General features: G+C 62.3%; 15 protein-coding genes and 1 other RNA gene. 11 read left to right on the forward strand and 5 right to left on the reverse strand.

Annotation, left to right across the window (positions count from 1 at the left end; genetic code table 11):
• Position 1 precedes the first annotated feature (1 nt).
• Both SJY08_RS18140 and SJY08_RS18145 read left to right on the forward strand, forming a co-directional pair.
• Positions 2 to 769, forward strand: coding sequence for a 3-deoxy-manno-octulosonate cytidylyltransferase (locus SJY08_RS18140; protein WP_377277398.1), 768 nt, complete (start codon positions 2 to 4; stop codon positions 767 to 769).
• A 4-nt stretch (positions 770 to 773) separates the two neighbouring features.
• Positions 774 to 1625 carry a prephenate dehydratase gene (locus SJY08_RS18145; protein ID WP_153763381.1) on the forward strand — a complete coding sequence of 284 codons (852 nt, stop codon included), beginning with the start codon at positions 774 to 776 and terminating at the stop codon, positions 1623 to 1625.
• 112 nt (positions 1626 to 1737) lie between these two features.
• Here SJY08_RS18145 and nudC read toward each other — a convergent pair whose 3' ends face one another.
• Together nudC and SJY08_RS18155 are read right to left on the reverse strand one after the other, a co-directional pair.
• Complete coding sequence (gene nudC / locus SJY08_RS18150) at positions 1738 to 2697, reverse strand: NAD(+) diphosphatase (protein WP_069042616.1); 960 nt, start codon at positions 2695 to 2697, stop codon at positions 1738 to 1740.
• Entirely contained in the window at positions 2694 to 3101 is a 408-nt protein-coding gene (locus SJY08_RS18155; protein ID WP_054149509.1) for an HIT family protein, read from the reverse strand. The genes nudC and SJY08_RS18155 overlap by 4 nt, the downstream gene beginning before the upstream one ends.
• A 170-nt stretch (positions 3102 to 3271) precedes the next feature.
• On the opposite strand from SJY08_RS18155, the gene ffs reads away from it, so the two are divergent.
• The 3 genes from ffs (at position 3272) to SJY08_RS18170 (ending at position 5702) form a co-directional block, all read left to right on the forward strand.
• Positions 3272 to 3368, forward strand: an RNA gene (ffs, locus tag SJY08_RS18160) — signal recognition particle sRNA small type.
• 80 nt (positions 3369 to 3448) lie between these two features.
• Positions 3449 to 5329 carry a DNA polymerase III subunit gamma/tau gene (locus tag SJY08_RS18165; RefSeq protein WP_377277401.1) on the forward strand — a complete coding sequence of 627 codons (1881 nt, stop codon included), beginning with the start codon at positions 3449 to 3451 and terminating at the stop codon, positions 5327 to 5329.
• A 49-nt stretch (positions 5330 to 5378) separates the two neighbouring features.
• Complete coding sequence (locus SJY08_RS18170; RefSeq protein ID WP_054149392.1) at positions 5379 to 5702, forward strand: YbaB/EbfC family nucleoid-associated protein; 324 nt, start codon at positions 5379 to 5381, stop codon at positions 5700 to 5702.
• Positions 5703 to 5742: 40 nt separating this feature from the next.
• Here SJY08_RS18170 and SJY08_RS18175 read toward each other — a convergent pair whose 3' ends face one another.
• A complete protein-coding gene (locus SJY08_RS18175; protein WP_377277404.1) occupies positions 5743 to 6633 on the reverse strand; it encodes an alpha/beta fold hydrolase in 891 nt (296 codons plus the stop codon).
• An 80-nt stretch (positions 6634 to 6713) separates the two neighbouring features.
• A complete protein-coding gene (locus SJY08_RS18180) occupies positions 6714 to 7334 on the reverse strand; it encodes an MOSC domain-containing protein (protein ID WP_300889423.1) in 621 nt (206 codons plus the stop codon).
• 56 nt (positions 7335 to 7390) lie between these two features.
• Between SJY08_RS18180 and recR the strand changes: the two genes are divergently transcribed.
• Positions 7391 to 7996 (forward strand): recombination mediator RecR, encoded by a 606-nt coding sequence (gene recR / locus SJY08_RS18185; protein WP_069042621.1) that lies wholly within the window; start codon positions 7391 to 7393, stop codon positions 7994 to 7996.
• A 23-nt stretch (positions 7997 to 8019) separates the two neighbouring features.
• Positions 8020 to 9282, forward strand: a complete 1263-nt coding sequence (locus SJY08_RS18190; protein WP_377277407.1) for a lytic murein transglycosylase — start codon at positions 8020 to 8022, stop codon at positions 9280 to 9282.
• Positions 9283 to 9291: 9 nt separating this feature from the next.
• Here the strand turns inward: SJY08_RS18190 and SJY08_RS18195 are convergent, their stop codons facing one another.
• Positions 9292 to 10926 (reverse strand): MFS transporter, encoded by a 1635-nt coding sequence (locus SJY08_RS18195; RefSeq protein ID WP_153763374.1) that lies wholly within the window; start codon positions 10924 to 10926, stop codon positions 9292 to 9294.
• A 242-nt stretch (positions 10927 to 11168) separates the two neighbouring features.
• On the opposite strand from SJY08_RS18195, the gene rimP reads away from it, so the two are divergent.
• The 4 genes from rimP (at position 11169) to infB (ending at position 16935) form a co-directional block, all read left to right on the forward strand.
• Positions 11169 to 11765 carry a ribosome maturation factor RimP gene (gene rimP / locus SJY08_RS18200; protein ID WP_069043975.1) on the forward strand — a complete coding sequence of 199 codons (597 nt, stop codon included), beginning with the start codon at positions 11169 to 11171 and terminating at the stop codon, positions 11763 to 11765.
• 57 nt (positions 11766 to 11822) lie between these two features.
• Positions 11823 to 13442: a transcription termination factor NusA gene (gene nusA / locus SJY08_RS18205; protein WP_069042623.1), complete on the forward strand. Its 1620-nt coding sequence runs from the start codon at positions 11823 to 11825 to the stop codon at positions 13440 to 13442.
• Complete coding sequence (locus SJY08_RS18210) at positions 13442 to 14122, forward strand: RNA-binding protein (protein ID WP_377277410.1); 681 nt, start codon at positions 13442 to 13444, stop codon at positions 14120 to 14122. The genes nusA and SJY08_RS18210 overlap by 1 nt, the downstream gene beginning before the upstream one ends.
• Before the next feature lie 101 nt (positions 14123 to 14223).
• On the forward strand, positions 14224 to 16935 hold the full coding sequence (gene infB, locus SJY08_RS18215) for a translation initiation factor IF-2 (protein WP_054149386.1): 2712 nt from the start codon (positions 14224 to 14226) through the stop codon (positions 16933 to 16935).
• Positions 16936 to 16941: the final 6 nt, after the last annotated feature.

The raw sequence follows: 16941 nt of genomic DNA on the forward strand, positions 1-16941 counted from the left end.
CATGAATGAAGGCAGAGCTGCCAAAACCTTGATCCTGATCCCGGCACGCATGGCGTCGACCCGTCTTCCGGACAAGCCGCTGGCCGACATCGCAGGTCTGCCGATGATCGTGCAGGTCGCAAAACGGGCTCAGGAGGCAGAGGTCGGGCGAATCATCGTCGCCGTCGACGACCAGAGGGTCTTCGACGCCGTTGAGGCCGCAGGTTTCGAAGTGGTCATGACCCGTGGGGATCACCAGTCCGGTTCCGACCGCATTTTCGAGGCGCTGACGAAGGTAGACCCCGATGGCGTGGCCGAGATCGTCATCAACGTTCAAGGCGATCTGCCGACGATCGATGCGCAGACCATCCGCGCGGCACTTGAACCACTGGAAGATCCTGCAGTCGACATCGCCACGCTCACCGTCGAAATCGAGGACGAGCAGGAGAAGACGAACCCGAACGTGGTAAAGGTAATCGGCTCGCCGCTTTCCGAGGACAGGTTGCGTGCACTCTATTTCACGCGTGCCACCGCGCCCTACGGTGCCGGCCCGCTCTACCACCATATCGGGCTCTACGCCTATCGGCGCGCCGCGCTCGAACGCTTCGTTACTCTGCGCCCGTCCACGCTCGAAAAGCGGGAATCGCTCGAACAGCTCAGGGCGCTGGAAGCGGGCATGCGGATCGATGCCCAGATCGTGAAAACCGTGCCGCTCGGCGTCGACACGCCCGCAGACCTTGAAAAAGCACGCCGCATCTTTTCCGCATCCTCCTCAAACGCAGGACACTGATCCCTTGGCACCGACGAACAAGATTTCCTTCCAGGGCGACTACGGCGCCAATTCCGACATGGCCTGCCGCGACATGTTCCCCAACATGGAGCCCCTGCCCTGCCCTACCTTCGAGGATGCCTTCGTGGCGCTGGAGACGGGAGAAGTGGATCTGGCGATGATCCCGATTGAAAATACGCTCGCCGGTCGCGTCGCCGACATCCACTACCTGCTGCCGCTGTCGCGCCTGCATATCGTCGGCGAGTATTTCATGCCGATCCGCTTCCAGCTGATGGTGCTGCCGGGCGTCAAGCTGGATGAGATCCGCACTGTCCACAGCCATATCCATGCGCTCGGCCAGTGCCGCAAGATCATCCGCAGCCATGGCTGGAAGGCAGTCGTCGCCGGCGATACGGCGGGGGCTGCCAAGCTCGTTTCGGAGAAGGGCGACCGCACGATGGCAGCCCTTGCGCCGCGGCTTGCGGCACCGCTCTACGGGCTCGACATCATCGCTGAGAATGTCGAGGATTCGGAAAACAACGTCACCCGCTTCGTCGTGCTATCCCGCGACGAGGACGAGCCGAAACGCGTGAGCGATGACGAGCACTTCATCACGACGTTCGTGTTCAATGTGCGCAACATTCCGGCAGCCCTCTACAAAGCAATGGGCGGGTTTGCGACGAACGGGGTCAACATGACCAAGCTCGAAAGCTATCAGATCGGCGGCAAGTTCATCGCCACACAGTTCTATGCCGATATCGAGGGGCACCCGGACGATGCGCCGGTCAAGCGGGCACTGGAAGAGCTGCGCTTCTTCTCCGAGAAGGTGCGCATCCTCGGCGTCTACAAGGCGCATGAGATGCGCGGCAAGCTCTGATCACTACGGTGGCGGCATAGAGCGTTCCGGCGAAAAGAAGCGCCGGAACGCTCTATTTTTGTTTTCGCGCAATTCCGGCCGCAGAACCGCTACGCACTTCGGCAGGAATTGCTCAGTGCCGCCACTCGTACCAATCCTCGATCAGACGACGGGCGATCGTGCCGTGGATCGGCAGGGTCCTGCCATCGGCTGAACCCTCCGACAGCATCCGGCCAATCTCGTCGCGGGTGAACCAGCGGCAGTCTTCGAGTTCGGCGGTATCGAAGGTGATGTCGAAATTCATCGCCTCGCCGTAGCAGCCGATCATCAGCTGGTGCGGCATCGGCCAAGGCTGTGAGGCGTGGTAGCGGACGCGGCCGACTGTGATACCGGATTCCTCGCGTGTTTCGCGGCGGACGGCGTTTTCGATCGTCTCGCCCGGCTCGACGAAACCGGCAAGCGAGGAATACATGCCTGCCGGAAAGCGCGGGCTCCGCCCCATCAGGCAGCGATCCTTCTTTTCATCGACGACCAGCATGATGGCGACCGGATCGGTGCGCGGGAAGATTTCGTGGCTGCAGGCGGTGCATTTGCGCTTGTAGCCACCGATGAGCATGTCCATAGTGCCGCCACAGCGACCGCAAAACTTGTTGTCGGCGTTCCAGCGCAGGAGGCTGAGTGCCTGGGCGACTTCGCCGAGCAGTTCGTCACCGATCAGGGCATCGCGGAAAAGCGCACGGGGGTCGGCGGGCTTGTATTGGGCGGCGAGCGCTTCCGGGGGAACATTGACGGGGACTGCAAGACGCGGCTCCCCGGAGGCCTGGTGGCCGAGCAGAATGGCGTCATCGAAGTTCGGCTGGAGATCCGCGAGCTCGTAAGGGGCAAAGAGCGGATCGAGAACCTGGCCATCATGCTTCAGTACCAGCTGAGTGCCGGAGAAGGCGAGGATGTGCATGCCCTCGACCTTGAGTGCCTGCTCAAGCGAGGTCTCGTCGCGATGTTCGCTGTCACGGTCGAGCTTGTTGCCGGAAAAGGCCGTAAGTTCGCTGGGTTCAAGATGGGGGGCACGGTTGAGGAAAATCGAGTTCTTCATTGGAATGCTTCAAGTATCCTGTGCTTCATCGCCTCGAAGGCCTTTTCCTCATAGGGGACAGACTGGCCAAAGCCCCAGATGGGGCCGGGCCAATTGGGATCATTCTCGCTGCGTGCGACGACATGGACGTGAAGCTGGCGCACGATATTGCCGATGGCGGCGATGTTGATCTTGTCGGCACCGCTCACCTTCTTCAAAGCCGTCCCCACGGTCACCTGCTCGAACGCCAGCATTGCCTGATCAAGCGGGGTCAGGTCGAAGATCTCCGAGACATCCGGGCGCTGGGGGACGAGAATCAGCCAAGGCCAGCGGCTATCCCGGGCAAGCCGCAGGTCACAAAGGCCGAGTTTCAGGATCGACTCGCTGTCTCTGCCAAGACGCTCATCCAGGGTGAATGGCTGCACGGTGTTTCTCTCCGCTTTGTTTTTTTTGATGCCAGGCAATGCTGTCTGGCGATCTTTCTTTGTCGCAGGTTCTGATCGGAAAACCGCAGGACATTTTTCCGGAACCTGCTTAGCAGTTTTTTTGGCGCTTGGCTTGCATTTGGCGACGTTATTGCCGATATGTCTCCTTGGGAGGTTGGTGGTGGACGAGCCACTCGCCAACCGGGTCAGGTCCGGAAGGAAGCAGCCCTAACGAGCGCGGCACGGGTCATCGTGCCAGCCTCCCACCTCATCTTCATTTCCGGCCTTTGTTTCCAACACGGGCCGTGCCATGCCCGGAGCCGGGCGACGGGGAAGCTGGCAACGCGATGAGCGATTTCGAGCCGACTGCAGAGGCCAAGCCCGCCCCCGGCGGCTACCGCGTTCTCGCCCGCAAATATCGCCCCAAGGATTTCACGGACCTGATGGTCGGCCAGGAGCCGATGGTGCGAACGCTGACAAATGCGTTCGAAACCGGCCGCATCGCCCAGGCCTATATGCTGACCGGCGTGCGCGGGGTGGGCAAGACGACCACGGCCCGTATTCTGGCGCGTGCACTGAATTACAAGACCGCTGAGATCGACAAGCCAACGATCGACCTTCGCATCCCCGGCGAACATTGCCAGGCGATAATGGAAGGCCGGCATGTCGACGTGATCGAGATGGATGCGGCATCGCATACCGGTATCGACGATATCAGAGAGATCATCGAGCAGGTGCGCTACCGCCCGGTTTCAGCGCGCTACAAGGTCTACATCATCGACGAAGTGCACATGCTGTCGACGGCGGCCTTCAACGGGCTGTTGAAGACGCTCGAGGAGCCCCCGGAGCATGTGAAGTTCATCTTTGCGACGACCGAGATCCGCAAGGTCCCGATCACCGTGCTCTCCCGCTGCCAGCGCTTCGACCTGCGTCGCATCAGTGCGGCGGATCTTGTCGGGCTGTTTTCGACCATTGCGTCGAAGGAAGGCATCGAGGCGGACGAAGACGCGCTGGCGATGATTGCGCGTGCTGCAGAAGGCTCGGCACGTGACGGGCTCTCGCTGCTCGACCAGGCGATCGCCCACGGCAGCGGCGTGGTGCATGCCGATGCCGTGCGTTCCATGCTGGGTCTTGCAGACCGGGCCCGTATCGTCGACCTTTTCGACCATATCGTGCGCGGTGATGTGGCAGCAGCCCTTTCCGAATTCGGCAGCCAGTATGAGGCGGGTGCCAACCCGACCGTGGTGCTGACCGATCTTGCCGATTTCACCCATCTGGTGACCCGGCTCAAATACATTCCCTCAGCCGCACAGGATCCCTCGCTTTCCGAAGTCGAGCGCGTGCGCGGCGCCGACCTCGCAGAGAACGTGGCAGTGACGACGCTGTCGCGCATGTGGCAGATGCTGCTCAAGGGCATCCCGGAAGCGGAGGCCTCGTCGCGACCGGCAGGTGCTGCCGAGATGGTGCTGATCCGGTTGGCGCATGCCGCGCACCTGCCCTCGCCCGAAGATGCTGCGCGACGCCTGCTCGAATTGTCGAATGGTGAAGGTGGCGGAGATCGCGCGCCTTCTGCGCCGCGGCCGAATGGCGGCGGCGGTGGGGCCTCGATGGCGATGCGCGTGCAGGCCGTGGGCCAACCCTCGCAGGATAGCGCCCCGCGCCCGGCAATGAGCCAACCGATTGCGCATCTGCAGAGCGTGCCGGCTGGTGATGCGCTGCCGCAAGCGATGGAGCGGCGGGAAGCCAAGGCCGAGGAAGCGCCGGTCCCGGGCGTTCGCGTTGAGACACTCGACGATATCGCTGATCTCTGCACCAAGAATCGGGCGCCCGTGTTGCGGGCTCAGCTTCGCCAGTTCGTGCATCTCGTGAAGATCGAGCCGGGCCGGCTGGAGATTCGCCTCGAATCGCAATGCCCGCCTGGTATCGTCAACGAGCTGAAGATGAAGCTCAGCGAGTGGACCGGCATCACCTGGTGGGTGACGCTGTCCAACGAGGCGGGCGCGCCGACTCTGGTCGAAGTCGAAAAGACGACCCGCGAGGCGCGGCTGGTCGATGCGCGGCAGGACCCGGATGTCGCGGCGATCCTCGCACGTTTTCCCGGCGCCAAGGTGACCGACGTGCGGATCAAGGCAGCTGCGATCGAGGACGACGACATCGTGGCGGCACCGCCGGCAGCAGCCGAATCCGCCGAGGGCGACATCCTGCCGGGCGACGACATCGAATTCTAAGGCCTGAAACCCTTTTCGCAAAACACGACAACAATCCAAGGAGATGACGATGCGCGACATCATGGGCATGATGGGCAAGGTCAAGGAAATGCAGTCCAAGATGGAGAAGATGCAGGAAGAGATTGCTGCACTCGAAATCGAAGGCAAGTCTGGTGGCGGCATGGTGACCGTTGTCCTGAGCGGCAAGGGCGAGATGCGCAGCATCAAGATCGATCCGTCACTGTTCAAGGAAGACGATGTCGAGATCCTCGAAGACCTGATCGTTGCCGCCCACAAGGATGCCAAGGACAAGGGCGAAGCCCAGGCGCAGGAAAAGATGGCGGCACTGACCGCCGGCATTCCGCTGCCGCCGGGCATGAAGTTCCCGTTCTGATCAAGCAGTTCATTCTGCTCGAAAAAGGTGATCGGGTCTGTCAGCGATAGACCCGATCACCCCAAGGATTCTTCCCTTTGCGTAGAAACACCAGGCTCTCACTCCAGAAGCCACCCTCATGGCGGGCGTGGAAGAGATCGAAGTGACCGATACGGTCAAAACCGAGGTCTTGTGGTGCGAGCAGCACCTTGGTCACCGCCGCGCGGCGATAGTAACGCATCGCACGATCTATTGCCTTCGGCGTCGCGATCTCGTCATCCGACATGGCGACACTGAGGATCGGGCAGGCTGCGGTGGCGAACCTGTCGCGCATGACTTCGGCCGCCTCTCGCGACAGGCCCTGTTCCGCCCGGCCCTGCTGCAGCCCCCAGCCATAGGCGACCCCTTTCGGCAAATCCTCCAGCCAACCCAGGCGCTTGCCCGGAAAATAGCCTAGTGCAAGGGTAATGGCCGGCATCGCGACATGCCATTTCAAAAAGAGCGGCAGGCGTCGTGCTGGCAGATAGTCCCCCCAATAGCCGTATTGCCCGCCGACCGAGAGGATGGCCGAGACGCGCCCGACCGCCGGCGAATAGCCCGGCAGGAAGCCGCCGATGCTGTGGCCGACGACAAGAACGCGTCCCGTCTTGTCCTCCTGCAGCGCTTGGCGCAGCGCGGCATCGAAATCCTGCTCGCCCCATTGGCGCCAGGTGAAGGTCGATCCTTCAAGGCTTTCGGGACGGGAGAGCCCTATACCGCGATAATCATAGGTGAGGACGGAAAAGCCGTTTGCCGCGAGGTAGGCGGCATAGCGATGGTAATAGCGGGCCTGGACGCCAGTTGCCGGATTGACGATGACGGTCCCGACAGGCGCTCCGTCAGCGGATCGCCACCAATGACCGGTCAGCCGCACGCCATCGGCTGCGGTCAGCTCTGTTCTCCTCGGGTCCATCACTCCTCCAAGCGGGCGGCATGATGGCGAGAAGCATGGGGCGGGTAAAGCCGGGCGGCTTTACGACCTTTGGCGGAGGCTCACATCTCCCCGGCGCGGATCGCATCCCTGACCTTGTAGTGGACGGGTGCGGCGAGATAACGGGCTCGATCGGCCTCGCTCAGCTTGCGGCCGAAGGTCGCCATCATCTCGCGCATCGTCACGCGGTCGCCGCTCCAGGGCGTGAATTCGACGGCCTGGCCGGCTTCGACCATGCCACCCAGAAGGACGCGTGCATAGGCGCCCGGGCGGGCGGCGCGGGTGTAGCGCTTGACGATGGTCGGATCGCCCATCTTGGCGGCGAAGGTGGCGCAGGGCATGCGGGCGGAGGTGACTTCAAGAAGCACTTCGCCGATCGCCAGCCTGTCGCCGGCCGCCAACTGGGCGCTTTCCAGGCCTTCGATCACGAGGTTCTCGCCGAACGTGCCATAGGGCAGATCGCGGCCGAGCTCGGCCTGCCACCAGTCGAGATCGATGGAGCCCTCGATATAGACGGCCTGATCGACGCCGCCATGGTGTTTGCGATTGAGGATGGCGTCTCCGACGAGGCCTTCGGCATCGACCATGATCGGACCCCGGATGGCGAGCTTGTTGATGCCGGTCTTGTATTTCTTCCCCGGCAGGATCTCGGGTCGACCAAGGCAGACGGCGAGGATTTTCATCTGGGGCGCTCCTTCGGCGATTCCGTTTGGCGTCTATATGGGCTAGAAACGCCGCCATGGCAAAACGAGTCACCGGCCCCGAAATCGAGAAACTCATCCAGCTCCTGGCGAAAGTCCCTGGGCTTGGACCACGCTCGGCACGGCGTGCAGCACTGCATCTGATCAAGAAGAAGGATCAGCTTCTCGGCCCCTTGGGTCACGCCATGGGCGAGGCCTATGACAAGGTGAAAATCTGCTCCTGCTGCGGCAATGTCGACACCGTCGATCCGTGCACCGTCTGCACTGACGTCGCTCGCGACCAGTCTGTCATCATCGTCGTCGAGGACGTCTCAGACCTCTGGGCACTGGAGCGCGCAGCCGCGATGAATGCCGCCTATCACGTGCTGGGGGGCACGTTGTCGCCACTCGACGGGATCGGGCCTGATGATCTCAACATCAAGGGGCTGATCGACCGGGTAGCGAAAGGCGGGGTCCGCGAGATCATTATCGCTGTTAACGCGACCGTCGAGGGGCAGACCACAGCACACTATATAACCGACCACCTGACAGGGCTTGATGTGAAGATCACGCGGCTTGCCCATGGCGTACCTGTCGGTGGCGAGCTCGACTATCTGGACGAGGGAACACTGTCTGCGGCGATCAGGGCACGCACTGCAATCTGACTGTATTCCGGGAGGAACGATCGATGGCACGACTTCGAAAGCCGTTTCGCTTGATACTGACCACCGTTTCACTGGTTCTGGCCGGGAGTTTCGCCTCGTCGGCCGCCGCCGCGTCGCGCAGTGCCGTCGAGGCACAGTTCCGGCAATGGATCGCCAGCGACCTTTGGCGCGCCGCTCAGGAAGGCGGGATCAGCAAGGAGATATTCGACCGGACGCTTCAGAACGTCCAGCTGAACTGGGACCTGCCTGATCTCGTGCCTCCGGGCACAGCGCCGCCTAGGGAGCGCACGCAGAGCCAGGCAGAGTTCAGCTCACCAGCCTCCTATTTCAATGAGAAGCGTCTGCAGGGACTGGCCGCGACCGGTCGGACCCTGGCAAGTCAGCATGCGGCGACACTGCGCAAGGTCGAGGCGACCTATGGCGTTCCCGGCTCGATCATCGTTGCGATCTGGGGCCGCGAGTCGGGTTATGGCCGGGCAAAGCTGCCGCATCCGGCGATCGACGTGCTGGCGACCAAGGCCTTCATGTCGACGCGCAAACCGATGTTCCAGCAGGAGCTGATTTCGGCGCTGCATATCGTCGAAAGCGGGGATGTCAGTGCCGAGAAGCTTATGGGCTCCTGGGCGGGGGCTTTGGGACAGCCGCAGTTCATGCCGGGAAGCTACCTGAAATACGCCGTCGATTTCGACGGCGACGGCAAGCGCGACATCTGGAATTCGGTGCCGGATACATTGGCATCCATAGCCAACTATCTGGTGAAGAGCGGCTGGCAGAGGGGTCGCGACTGGGGTTACGAGATCACCATTCCCGACGGCGTTTCCTGTGCACAGGAAGGTCCGGACAGAGCAAAGGCGGTGTCGGCCTGGGCGAGTGGCGGGCTGACGCGGATTTCTGGTCGAGCATTCCCTTCGTCGGAGGCGTCTCAGCCGGCGATGATGCTGGTGCCGGCCGGCACCTATGGTCCGGAATTCCTGGTGACGCCGAATTTCTACGTGCTCAAGGAATACAACAATTCCGACCTCTATGCCTTGTTCATCGGCAATCTCGCTGACCGGATTGCGAGCGGTGGCGGTGCTTTCAAGGCGCCCTGGGGCGATGTCGGCAAGATGCTGCGCTCGGATGTGCTTGCCATGCAGCAGGCGCTGGTGGCGCAAGGCTATGATGTCGGCAAGGTGGATGGCCTGCCCGGTTTCAAGACGCGGAGGTCGCTCGGCGAATGGCAGGCGAAGAACGGGATGAAACCCAGCTGCTATCCGAGTGCAGACCTCAAGGCCAAGCTGCGCTGATACCCGCCATCAGTGGTGATCGATATGCGACTGGTGGAAGACGTCGTCGGCCGGTGGGATTGCCTGACGTTCGATCATCCGGTGGACCTTGGGCGGTCTGTCACCGCGATGCAGTTCGATCAGGCGGTCGGTGATCTCGGCATCGGCCTTGGTGCGGCGCTGGTTGTGGCGGACGTAGTCCACCCAGGTCGGCACGTGATAGGTTTCCGTCCAGATGTCAGGGTTCTCCAGATCGCGCATCAGCGTCCAGTTGCGCGCACCGTCCCGCAGGCGAATACGGCGACGCTCGACCATGATCCTTAGGAATTCTGGAACGTCTTCGTCGGCGATCTCGAAATCGACGTGAATGACGATCGGGCCGCTGCGCGGGCGGATGTCGAGCTTGAGGGCGGGCTCGTTGAAACGGTTCAGCGGATCGAGATCAAGGGTGGCGAAAGCGGGCATGGGAAGAAAGAAGCCGATGAAGACGCCGACCATCATCAAAAGGCTGGAGGCCACCAGCGCGTGGTCGGACCCGTAGCTTTCGGCGACGCTGCCCCAGAGCCAGCTGCCCGTTGCCATCCCGCCGAAGGTCGCGGTCTGGTAGAGCGAGAGGGCCCGACCGACGACCCAACGGGGTGCCGAAAGCTGGACGACGGTGTTGAACAGCGAGAGCGCCAGAACCCAGCAGGCGCCAGCGACCATCAGCGCAATCGCCGTGATCCAGACCGAGGTGCTGATGCCCGTGACGCCGGCGGCAACGGCAAAGCCGGCGAAGGCGGCGCGGACGATGTCTTCACTCGACAGCAGTTCCCGGGCGCGCTGGTTGGCGAGTGCGCCGAAGATGGCGCCGAGGCCGAAAGCACCGAGCAAGCCGCCGAAGGTGAGCGGGCCGCCCAAAAGCTGGTCGCGAGCAACAATCGGCAGGAGCGAAAGAATGGCGGTCGCGGTGAGACCGAAGACAAAGCCGCGGAACAGCACCTTGCCGAGATTGGGCGACATGGCGACGTAGCGCAGGCCGGCGCCGATTGCCGAGCCGAGCTGCTCGCGTGGCAGCGGGTTCTTCGGAATGTTCGGCTGCCAGCGGAAGAGGGCATAGGTAATGGCGAAGTAGGACAGCGTGTTGACCGCAAAGGCGGCTGCCGCACCTGCGGCGGCGACGATTGCACCGCCAATCGCTGGGCCAACGCTGCGGGTGATATTGAAGCCCATGCTGTTGAGCGATACGGCGGCAGGCAGATCCGCCCTCGGGACGATATCGCCGACAGAGGCCTGCCAGGACGGGTTGTTGAGCGCGGTGCCGCAGCCGATGAGGAAGGTGAAGGCGAGGAGCGCCCAGGGCGTGATGAGATCAAGCAGGGCAAACAGCGTCAGAAGCGCCGAGACCACGATCATGAAGAGCTGGGCGGCGATCATGACGCGGCGTCGATCGAAGCTGTCGGCGATGGCTCCGGCGATCAGGGACAAGAGCATGATCGGGCCGGTGTTCGAGGCCTGAACCAGCGCCACCATGTTTTCGGAGGTTGAGATCGAGGCCATCATCCAGGCGGCGCCAACACCCTGGATCAGACCGCCGAGATTGGACGAGATGCTGGCGAGCCAGATCCGGCGATAGGCTTCGTTGCGCAGCGGCAGGAGCGGGGAACGGCTTTCGTGTGTGGACATGTCTTGAACTTCTCTGGCCACAACCATGTTTGGAAACAGCTGCGGCGGGTCAAACCTTGCCTTGCGCAACGCATGGATGGCAAGTTTGTTTTCACCCTTCCGCTAAAAGCTTGCAAAAGCCGGGGCGGTCGGCTATATGAGCTTCAAATTCTTGATCGACAGATGAAGGGTGGGCCCGAAAGGACCCGCTCTTTTTTATTGGCGATCACAGCCAATCGGGAGTAAAACGATTGTCCGAAGATATGCCGAAGCCGGAACTCGGCGAAGCACGGATCATCATCGAGACGGGCCTTGACCGTCGTATCGCAGAGATTATCGAGCCCGTGCTCGTCGCGATGGATTTCAAGCTGGTTCGCGTGCGTATGATGAACCAGAACGGAATGACACTGCAGATCATGGCAGAACGCACCGACGGCACGATGACCGTCGAAGATTGCGAAGCCGTATCGATGGCAGTTTCCCCGGTTCTCGACGTCGAGGATCCGGTCGACAAGGCATATCATCTGGAAGTGTCGTCGCCGGGCATCGACCGCCCGATGGTTCGCAAGTCGGATTTCAGCCGCTGGCAGGGCCATATCGTGAAGTGCGAGACGTCGATCCTGGTCGACAACCGCAAGCGCTTCCGCGGCAAGATTACCGACGTGAACCAGGACGGCTTTACCCTGGAACGCGATCAGGTGGCCTATGGCGAAGAGCCGAAGGTGGTTATCCCCTTCAACACACTCGCTGAAGCCAAACTCATTCTGACGGACGATCTGATCCGTGATGCGCTGCGTGCCGACAAGCTCGCCAAGGCGCAGGCCGCGAACCAGAACGACGAAGACGACAGCGAAGAATAACGTTTTGACCTATAGCCCGAGGCCGATGCCCGGGCGTGAAGACGGAGACCTAAGACAATGGCAGTCAGTGCTAACAGGCTTGAGCTCTTGCAGATCGCAGATGCCGTCGCCCGTGAAAAGGTGATCGACCGCGAAATCGTGCTCGCCGCCATGGCCGACGCGATTCAGAAGGCTGCCCGGTCGCGCTACGGCAGCGAAACCAACATCCGCGCCGACATCAACTCCAAGACCGGCGAGATCCGTCTGCAGCGCCTTCTGGAAGTGGTCGAGAAGGTCGAGGACTACGCGACCCAGATCGCACTTGAGCTGGCCCGTGACCGCAATGTCGATGCCAAGCTCGGCGACTTCATCGCCGATCCGCTGCCGCCAATGGACTTCGGCCGTATTGCCGCCCAGTCGGCCAAGCAGGTCATCGTGCAGAAGGTTCGCGAAGCCGAGCGTGACCGCCAGTTCGACGAATTCAAAGATCGCGTCGGCGAGATCGTCAACGGCACCGTCAAGCGCGTCGAATACGGCAACGTGATCGTCGATCTCGGCCGTGGCGAAGGCATCATCCGTCGTGACGAGATGATCCCGCGCGAAGCTTTCCGCTACGGCGACCGCGTCCGCGCCTATGTCTACGATGTTCGCCGCGAGCAGCGTGGTCCGCAGATCTTCCTGTCGCGTACCCATCCGCAGTTCATGGTGAAGCTGTTCACCATGGAAGTTCCTGAGATCTACGACGGCATCATCCAGATCAAGTCGGTTGCCCGTGACCCGGGTTCGCGCGCCAAGATCGCCGTGATTTCGAACGATAGCTCGATCGATCCGGTCGGCGCCTGCGTCGGTATGCGCGGTTCGCGCGTTCAGGCCGTCGTCGGCGAGTTGCAGGGTGAAAAGATCGACATCATCCCGTGGAGCCAGGATCCGGCCTCCTTCATCGTCAACGCCCTGCAGCCGGCTGAAGTCGCCAAGGTCGTTCTCGACGAAGATGCAGAGCGCATCGAAGTCGTGGTTCCGGACGAGCAGCTGTCGCTGGCCATCGGCCGTCGCGGTCAGAACGTTCGCCTGGCATCGCAGTTGACCGGCTGGGATATCGACATCATGACGGAAGCGGAAGAATCCGAGCGTCGTCAGAAGGAATTCAACGAGCGTACGAACCTGTTCATGGATGCGCTCGACGTCGATGAAATGGTCGGCCAGGTTCTGGCGTCGGAAGGTTTTGCTGCGGTTGAAGAAGTTGCCTATGTCGAGCTCGACGAAATTGCGTCGATCGATGGCTTCGACGAAGACACCGCGCAGGAAATTCAGACCCGCGCCCGTGAGTACCTCGAGAAGATCGAGGCAGAGATGGATGCGAAGCGCCGCGAACTCGGCGTTGCGGACGAACTGCGCCAGATCGACGGCATGACCTCGCAGATGATGGTCGCGCTCGGCGAAGACGGCATCAAGACGGTCGAGGACTTCGCCGGCTGCGCTGCCGACGACCTGGTCGGCTGGAGCGAACGCAAGGACGGCGAGACCAAGAAGTTCGAGGGCCTGTTCTCGAAATTCGACATCTCGCGCGCCGAAGCTGAAGCCATGATCGTGCAGGCCCGCCTCGCAGCCGGCTGGATCACCGAGGAAGACCTCGCGGCCGAAGCCGAAGTCGAAGCTGAAGGCGTACTCGAAGGCGAAGAAGCCGAGCAGGCAACGTGATGGGCGCGCAGACGCCCGACGCGACAGAGGCCGAAGACGACTTCGACCTCTCCGACGTGAACGGACGCATGTGCATCGTCACCCGCGAAAGCGGATCGCCCGAGACGCTTCTGCGTTTCGTGGCGGCACCCGACGGGACCGTGGTCACTGATCTGAAGCGGGCGCTTCCGGGCCGGGGCTGCTGGGTCAGCCCCAGCCGCGAGGCCGTCGACAAGGCCGTGGCGAAGAAGCTCTTCGCCCGGGCACTGAAACGGGATGTGAAGGCGGATCCGGAACTCGGGTCCGTGGTCGAGCGGCTTCTGGTCACGCAGCTGATCGGGATGATGAATATGGCCCGCAAAGCCGGCCAATTCATCACCGGGGCGGCGAAGGTCGAGGCGGCGGTGCGCAGCGGAGAAGCCATCGCGGTCTTCCATTCGCAGGATGCCGCGCCAGATGGCGTGAGAAAGATCGACCAGGCCCGAAAGGCTTGGCACCTCGGAACAGGGGCAGAGGCGGAAGTTCCCGCCTTTCACCTGCTCACCGGGGCGGAATTGGACGAGCAGATGGGCCAGAATGCGTTTATCCATGCTTGCGTGCTTGCAGGGCAGGCAGGTGAAGGTGTAGTGAAGCGCGCAACTCTGCTCGAAACCTACCGCGGCACGCCGCGGGTATCGGGCGCTGGCCCGAAATCACAATGACGCGGTCACCGGCACAGGTCGGCCTCCGTGGTTTAGGACAGTATGTGAACGGCGAGGCCTGATGCTCGGCATCCGGCCCCGCTCGAAGGAACGGGAACGGAATGACCGACAACAAAGACGACAAGACTATCGGCGTGAAGAAGACTCTCACCCTGAAACCATCGGGGATGAGCCAGGGTACCGTGCGCCAGGACATGGGGCGCGGCCGTACGAAGTCGGTCGTCGTCGAAACGGTGAAGCGCCGGACGACCAGGCCGCTCGACGAAAAGCCACCGATTACGCCGATCACCCCTGTTCGTGCGGAACCGGCCGCGGCAGCTCCGACGCCGGCGCCGACACAGGCACCTTCGCCGGTTGCGGCACCCGTTGCAGCTGCGCGCCCGGCACCGGCACCGGCACAGCAGCATCGCCCGCAGCAGCCGCAGCGCCCCCAACAGCCGCAACGCCAGCAGCCCTCGCAGCCGCAGCGCCAACCGGAACGTCCGCGTGGTGCCGTTCTGCACGACCTGTCGGCCGGCGAGATGGAAGCGCGTCGCCGCGCCCTTGCCGAAGCCCAGATTCGTGAAGTTGAGGAAGCCAAGCAGCGCGTGATCGACGAAGCTCGCCGCAAGGCCGAAGCCGAGGAAGCCGCACGCCTGGCCGCCGAAGAGGCAGCACGCCGCGCCGCCGAGCCGCAGCCCGAGACACAGCCGGAAGCTGAAGTTGCCGCTGAGCCCGCTGTGGCGCCGGTGGCTGATGCGCCCGTCGTCGTGAACCGTACGGCCATTCCGGCACCCGGCGCACCTGGGTTCGTGCGTGGACGCAAGACCAATGACGAAGACGAGGGCCGTGCATCCCCGCGGACGATCCCCGGTCGGGGTAAGGTCGCCATGCCCGTGGCCCCCAAGGTCCCTGCCCGTCCGAAGGTCGAAGAGGACCGTCGTCGTGGCAAGCTGACCGTCACCACGGCCAATGTCGAGGATGACGGCACCGCCCGTGGCCGCTCACTCTCTGCCATGCGCCGCCGTCAGGAGAAGTTCCGCCGCAGCCAGATGCAGGAGACCCGTGAAAAGGTCATGCGCGAGGTTATTCTGCCTGAGACCATCACCATTCAGGAACTGTCGCAGCGCATGTCCGAGCGCGCCGTCGACGTCATCAAGTACCTGATGAAGGAAGGTCAGATGATGAAGCCGGGCGACATCATCGATGCCGACCTTGCAGAACTCATCGCCACCGAATTCGGTCACACCGTGAAGCGCGTATCGGAATCCGACGTTGAAGAAGGCATCTTCAACGTCAAGGACGACGAAGGCGAGCTGGTATCTCGTCCGCCCGTGGTCACGATCATGGGTCACGTCGATCACGGCAAGACCTCGCTGCTCGACGCCATCCGCAAGACCTCGGTCGTATCGGGCGAAGCCGGTGGCATTACCCAGCATATCGGTGCTTACCAGGTCGAGCAGAACGGCCAGAAGATCACCTTCATCGACACCCCCGGCCACGCAGCGTTTACCGCAATGCGTGCCCGTGGCGCCCAGGCGACCGACATTGCGATCCTCGTGGTTGCAGCAGACGATAGCGTGATGCCGCAGACGATCGAATCCATCAGCCATGCGAAGGCTGCCGGCGTTCCGATCATCGTAGCGATCAACAAGATCGACAAGCATGAGGCTAACCCGGACAAGGTTCGCCAGCAGCTTCTGCAGCATGAAGTCTTCGTTGAATCGATGGGCGGTGAAGTGCTCGACGTCGAAGTCTCGGCGAAGAACAAGCTCAACCTCGACAAGCTGCTCGAAGCCGTGCTTCTGCAGGCCGAAATCCTCGACCTGAAGGCCGACCCGACGCGGACTGCCGAAGGTACCGTTATCGAAGCACAACTCGACCGCGGTCGTGGTGCCGTTGCGACGGTTCTCGTCCAGAAGGGCACCTTGAAGCCCGGCCAGATCATCGTTGCCGGCGACCAGTGGGGCCGCGTTCGCGCCCTCGTCAACGACAAGGGTGAGCACGTCAAGGAAGCGGGTCCTGCCATGCCGGTCGAGATCCTCGGCCTGTCGGGCACGCCTGCTGCCGGTGACAAGTTTGCCGTCGTCGAAAACGAGAGCCGCGCTCGCGAGATCTCCGAGTATCGTCAGCGTCTCGCCCGCGACAAGGCTGTCGCCCGCCAGTCGGGTCAGCGCGGTTCGCTGGAACAGATGATGAGCCAGCTGCAGAACACCGGCTTCAAGGAGTTCCCGCTGGTCATCAAGGGCGATGTTCAGGGCTCTGTGGAAGCGATCGTCGCGGCACTCGACAAGCTTGGCACCGACGAAGTGCGTGCCCGTATCGTCCATTCGGGCGCCGGCGCCATCACGGAATCGGATATCTCGCTCGCCGAGGCATCCAATGCCGCGATCATCGGCTTCAACGTCCGTGCGAACGCCCAGGCTCGTACCGCTTCCGAGCGTGCCGGCATCGAGATCCGCTACTACAACATCATCTACGATCTGGTGGATGACGTGAAGGCAGCGATGTCGGGCCTGCTCTCTCCGGAGCGTCGCGAAACCTTCCTCGGCAATGCCGAGATCCTGGAGGTGTTCAACATCACCAAGACCGGCAAGGTCGCAGGTTGCCGCGTTATCGAGGGCAAGGTCGAACGTGGTGCGGGCGTTCGCCTGCTGCGCGACAATGTCGTGATCCACGAAGGCAAGCTCAAGACGCTCAAGCGCTTCAAGGACGAAGTGTCCGATGTGCCGATGGGTCAGGAATGCGGTATGGCCTTCGAAAACTACGAAGACATCCGCGCCGGCGACACGATCGAGTGCTTCCGCGTGGAACATATCACGCGTACGCTCTGATCTCAG

This window comes from Rhizobium sp. R86522, assembly GCF_042466255.1.
Lineage (GTDB): Bacteria > Pseudomonadota > Alphaproteobacteria > Rhizobiales > Rhizobiaceae > Allorhizobium.

What these genes read in the sequence shown, in the direction of transcription:
- rimP (WP_069043975.1), top strand. Translation starts at nt 11,169, where the DNA reads ATGCCGAAGCCGGAACTCGGCGAAGCACGGATCATCATCGAGACGGGC.
- recR (WP_069042621.1), top strand. Translation starts at nt 7,391, where the DNA reads ATGGCAAAACGAGTCACCGGCCCCGAAATCGAGAAACTCATCCAGCTC.
- SJY08_RS18170 (WP_054149392.1), top strand. Translation starts at nt 5,379, where the DNA reads ATGCGCGACATCATGGGCATGATGGGCAAGGTCAAGGAAATGCAGTCC.
- SJY08_RS18175 (WP_377277404.1), bottom strand. Translation starts at nt 6,633, where the DNA reads ATGGACCCGAGGAGAACAGAGCTGACCGCAGCCGATGGCGTGCGGCTG.
- nudC (WP_069042616.1), bottom strand. Translation starts at nt 2,697, where the DNA reads ATGAAGAACTCGATTTTCCTCAACCGTGCCCCCCATCTTGAACCCAGC.
- SJY08_RS18180 (WP_300889423.1), bottom strand. Translation starts at nt 7,334, where the DNA reads ATGAAAATCCTCGCCGTCTGCCTTGGTCGACCCGAGATCCTGCCGGGG.
- infB (WP_054149386.1), top strand. Translation starts at nt 14,224, where the DNA reads ATGACCGACAACAAAGACGACAAGACTATCGGCGTGAAGAAGACTCTC.
- nusA (WP_069042623.1), top strand. Translation starts at nt 11,823, where the DNA reads ATGGCAGTCAGTGCTAACAGGCTTGAGCTCTTGCAGATCGCAGATGCC.
- SJY08_RS18140 (WP_377277398.1), top strand. Translation starts at nt 2, where the DNA reads ATGAATGAAGGCAGAGCTGCCAAAACCTTGATCCTGATCCCGGCACGC.
- SJY08_RS18210 (WP_377277410.1), top strand. Translation starts at nt 13,442, where the DNA reads ATGGGCGCGCAGACGCCCGACGCGACAGAGGCCGAAGACGACTTCGAC.
- SJY08_RS18195 (WP_153763374.1), bottom strand. Translation starts at nt 10,926, where the DNA reads ATGTCCACACACGAAAGCCGTTCCCCGCTCCTGCCGCTGCGCAACGAA.
- SJY08_RS18165 (WP_377277401.1), top strand. Translation starts at nt 3,449, where the DNA reads ATGAGCGATTTCGAGCCGACTGCAGAGGCCAAGCCCGCCCCCGGCGGC.
- SJY08_RS18190 (WP_377277407.1), top strand. Translation starts at nt 8,020, where the DNA reads ATGGCACGACTTCGAAAGCCGTTTCGCTTGATACTGACCACCGTTTCA.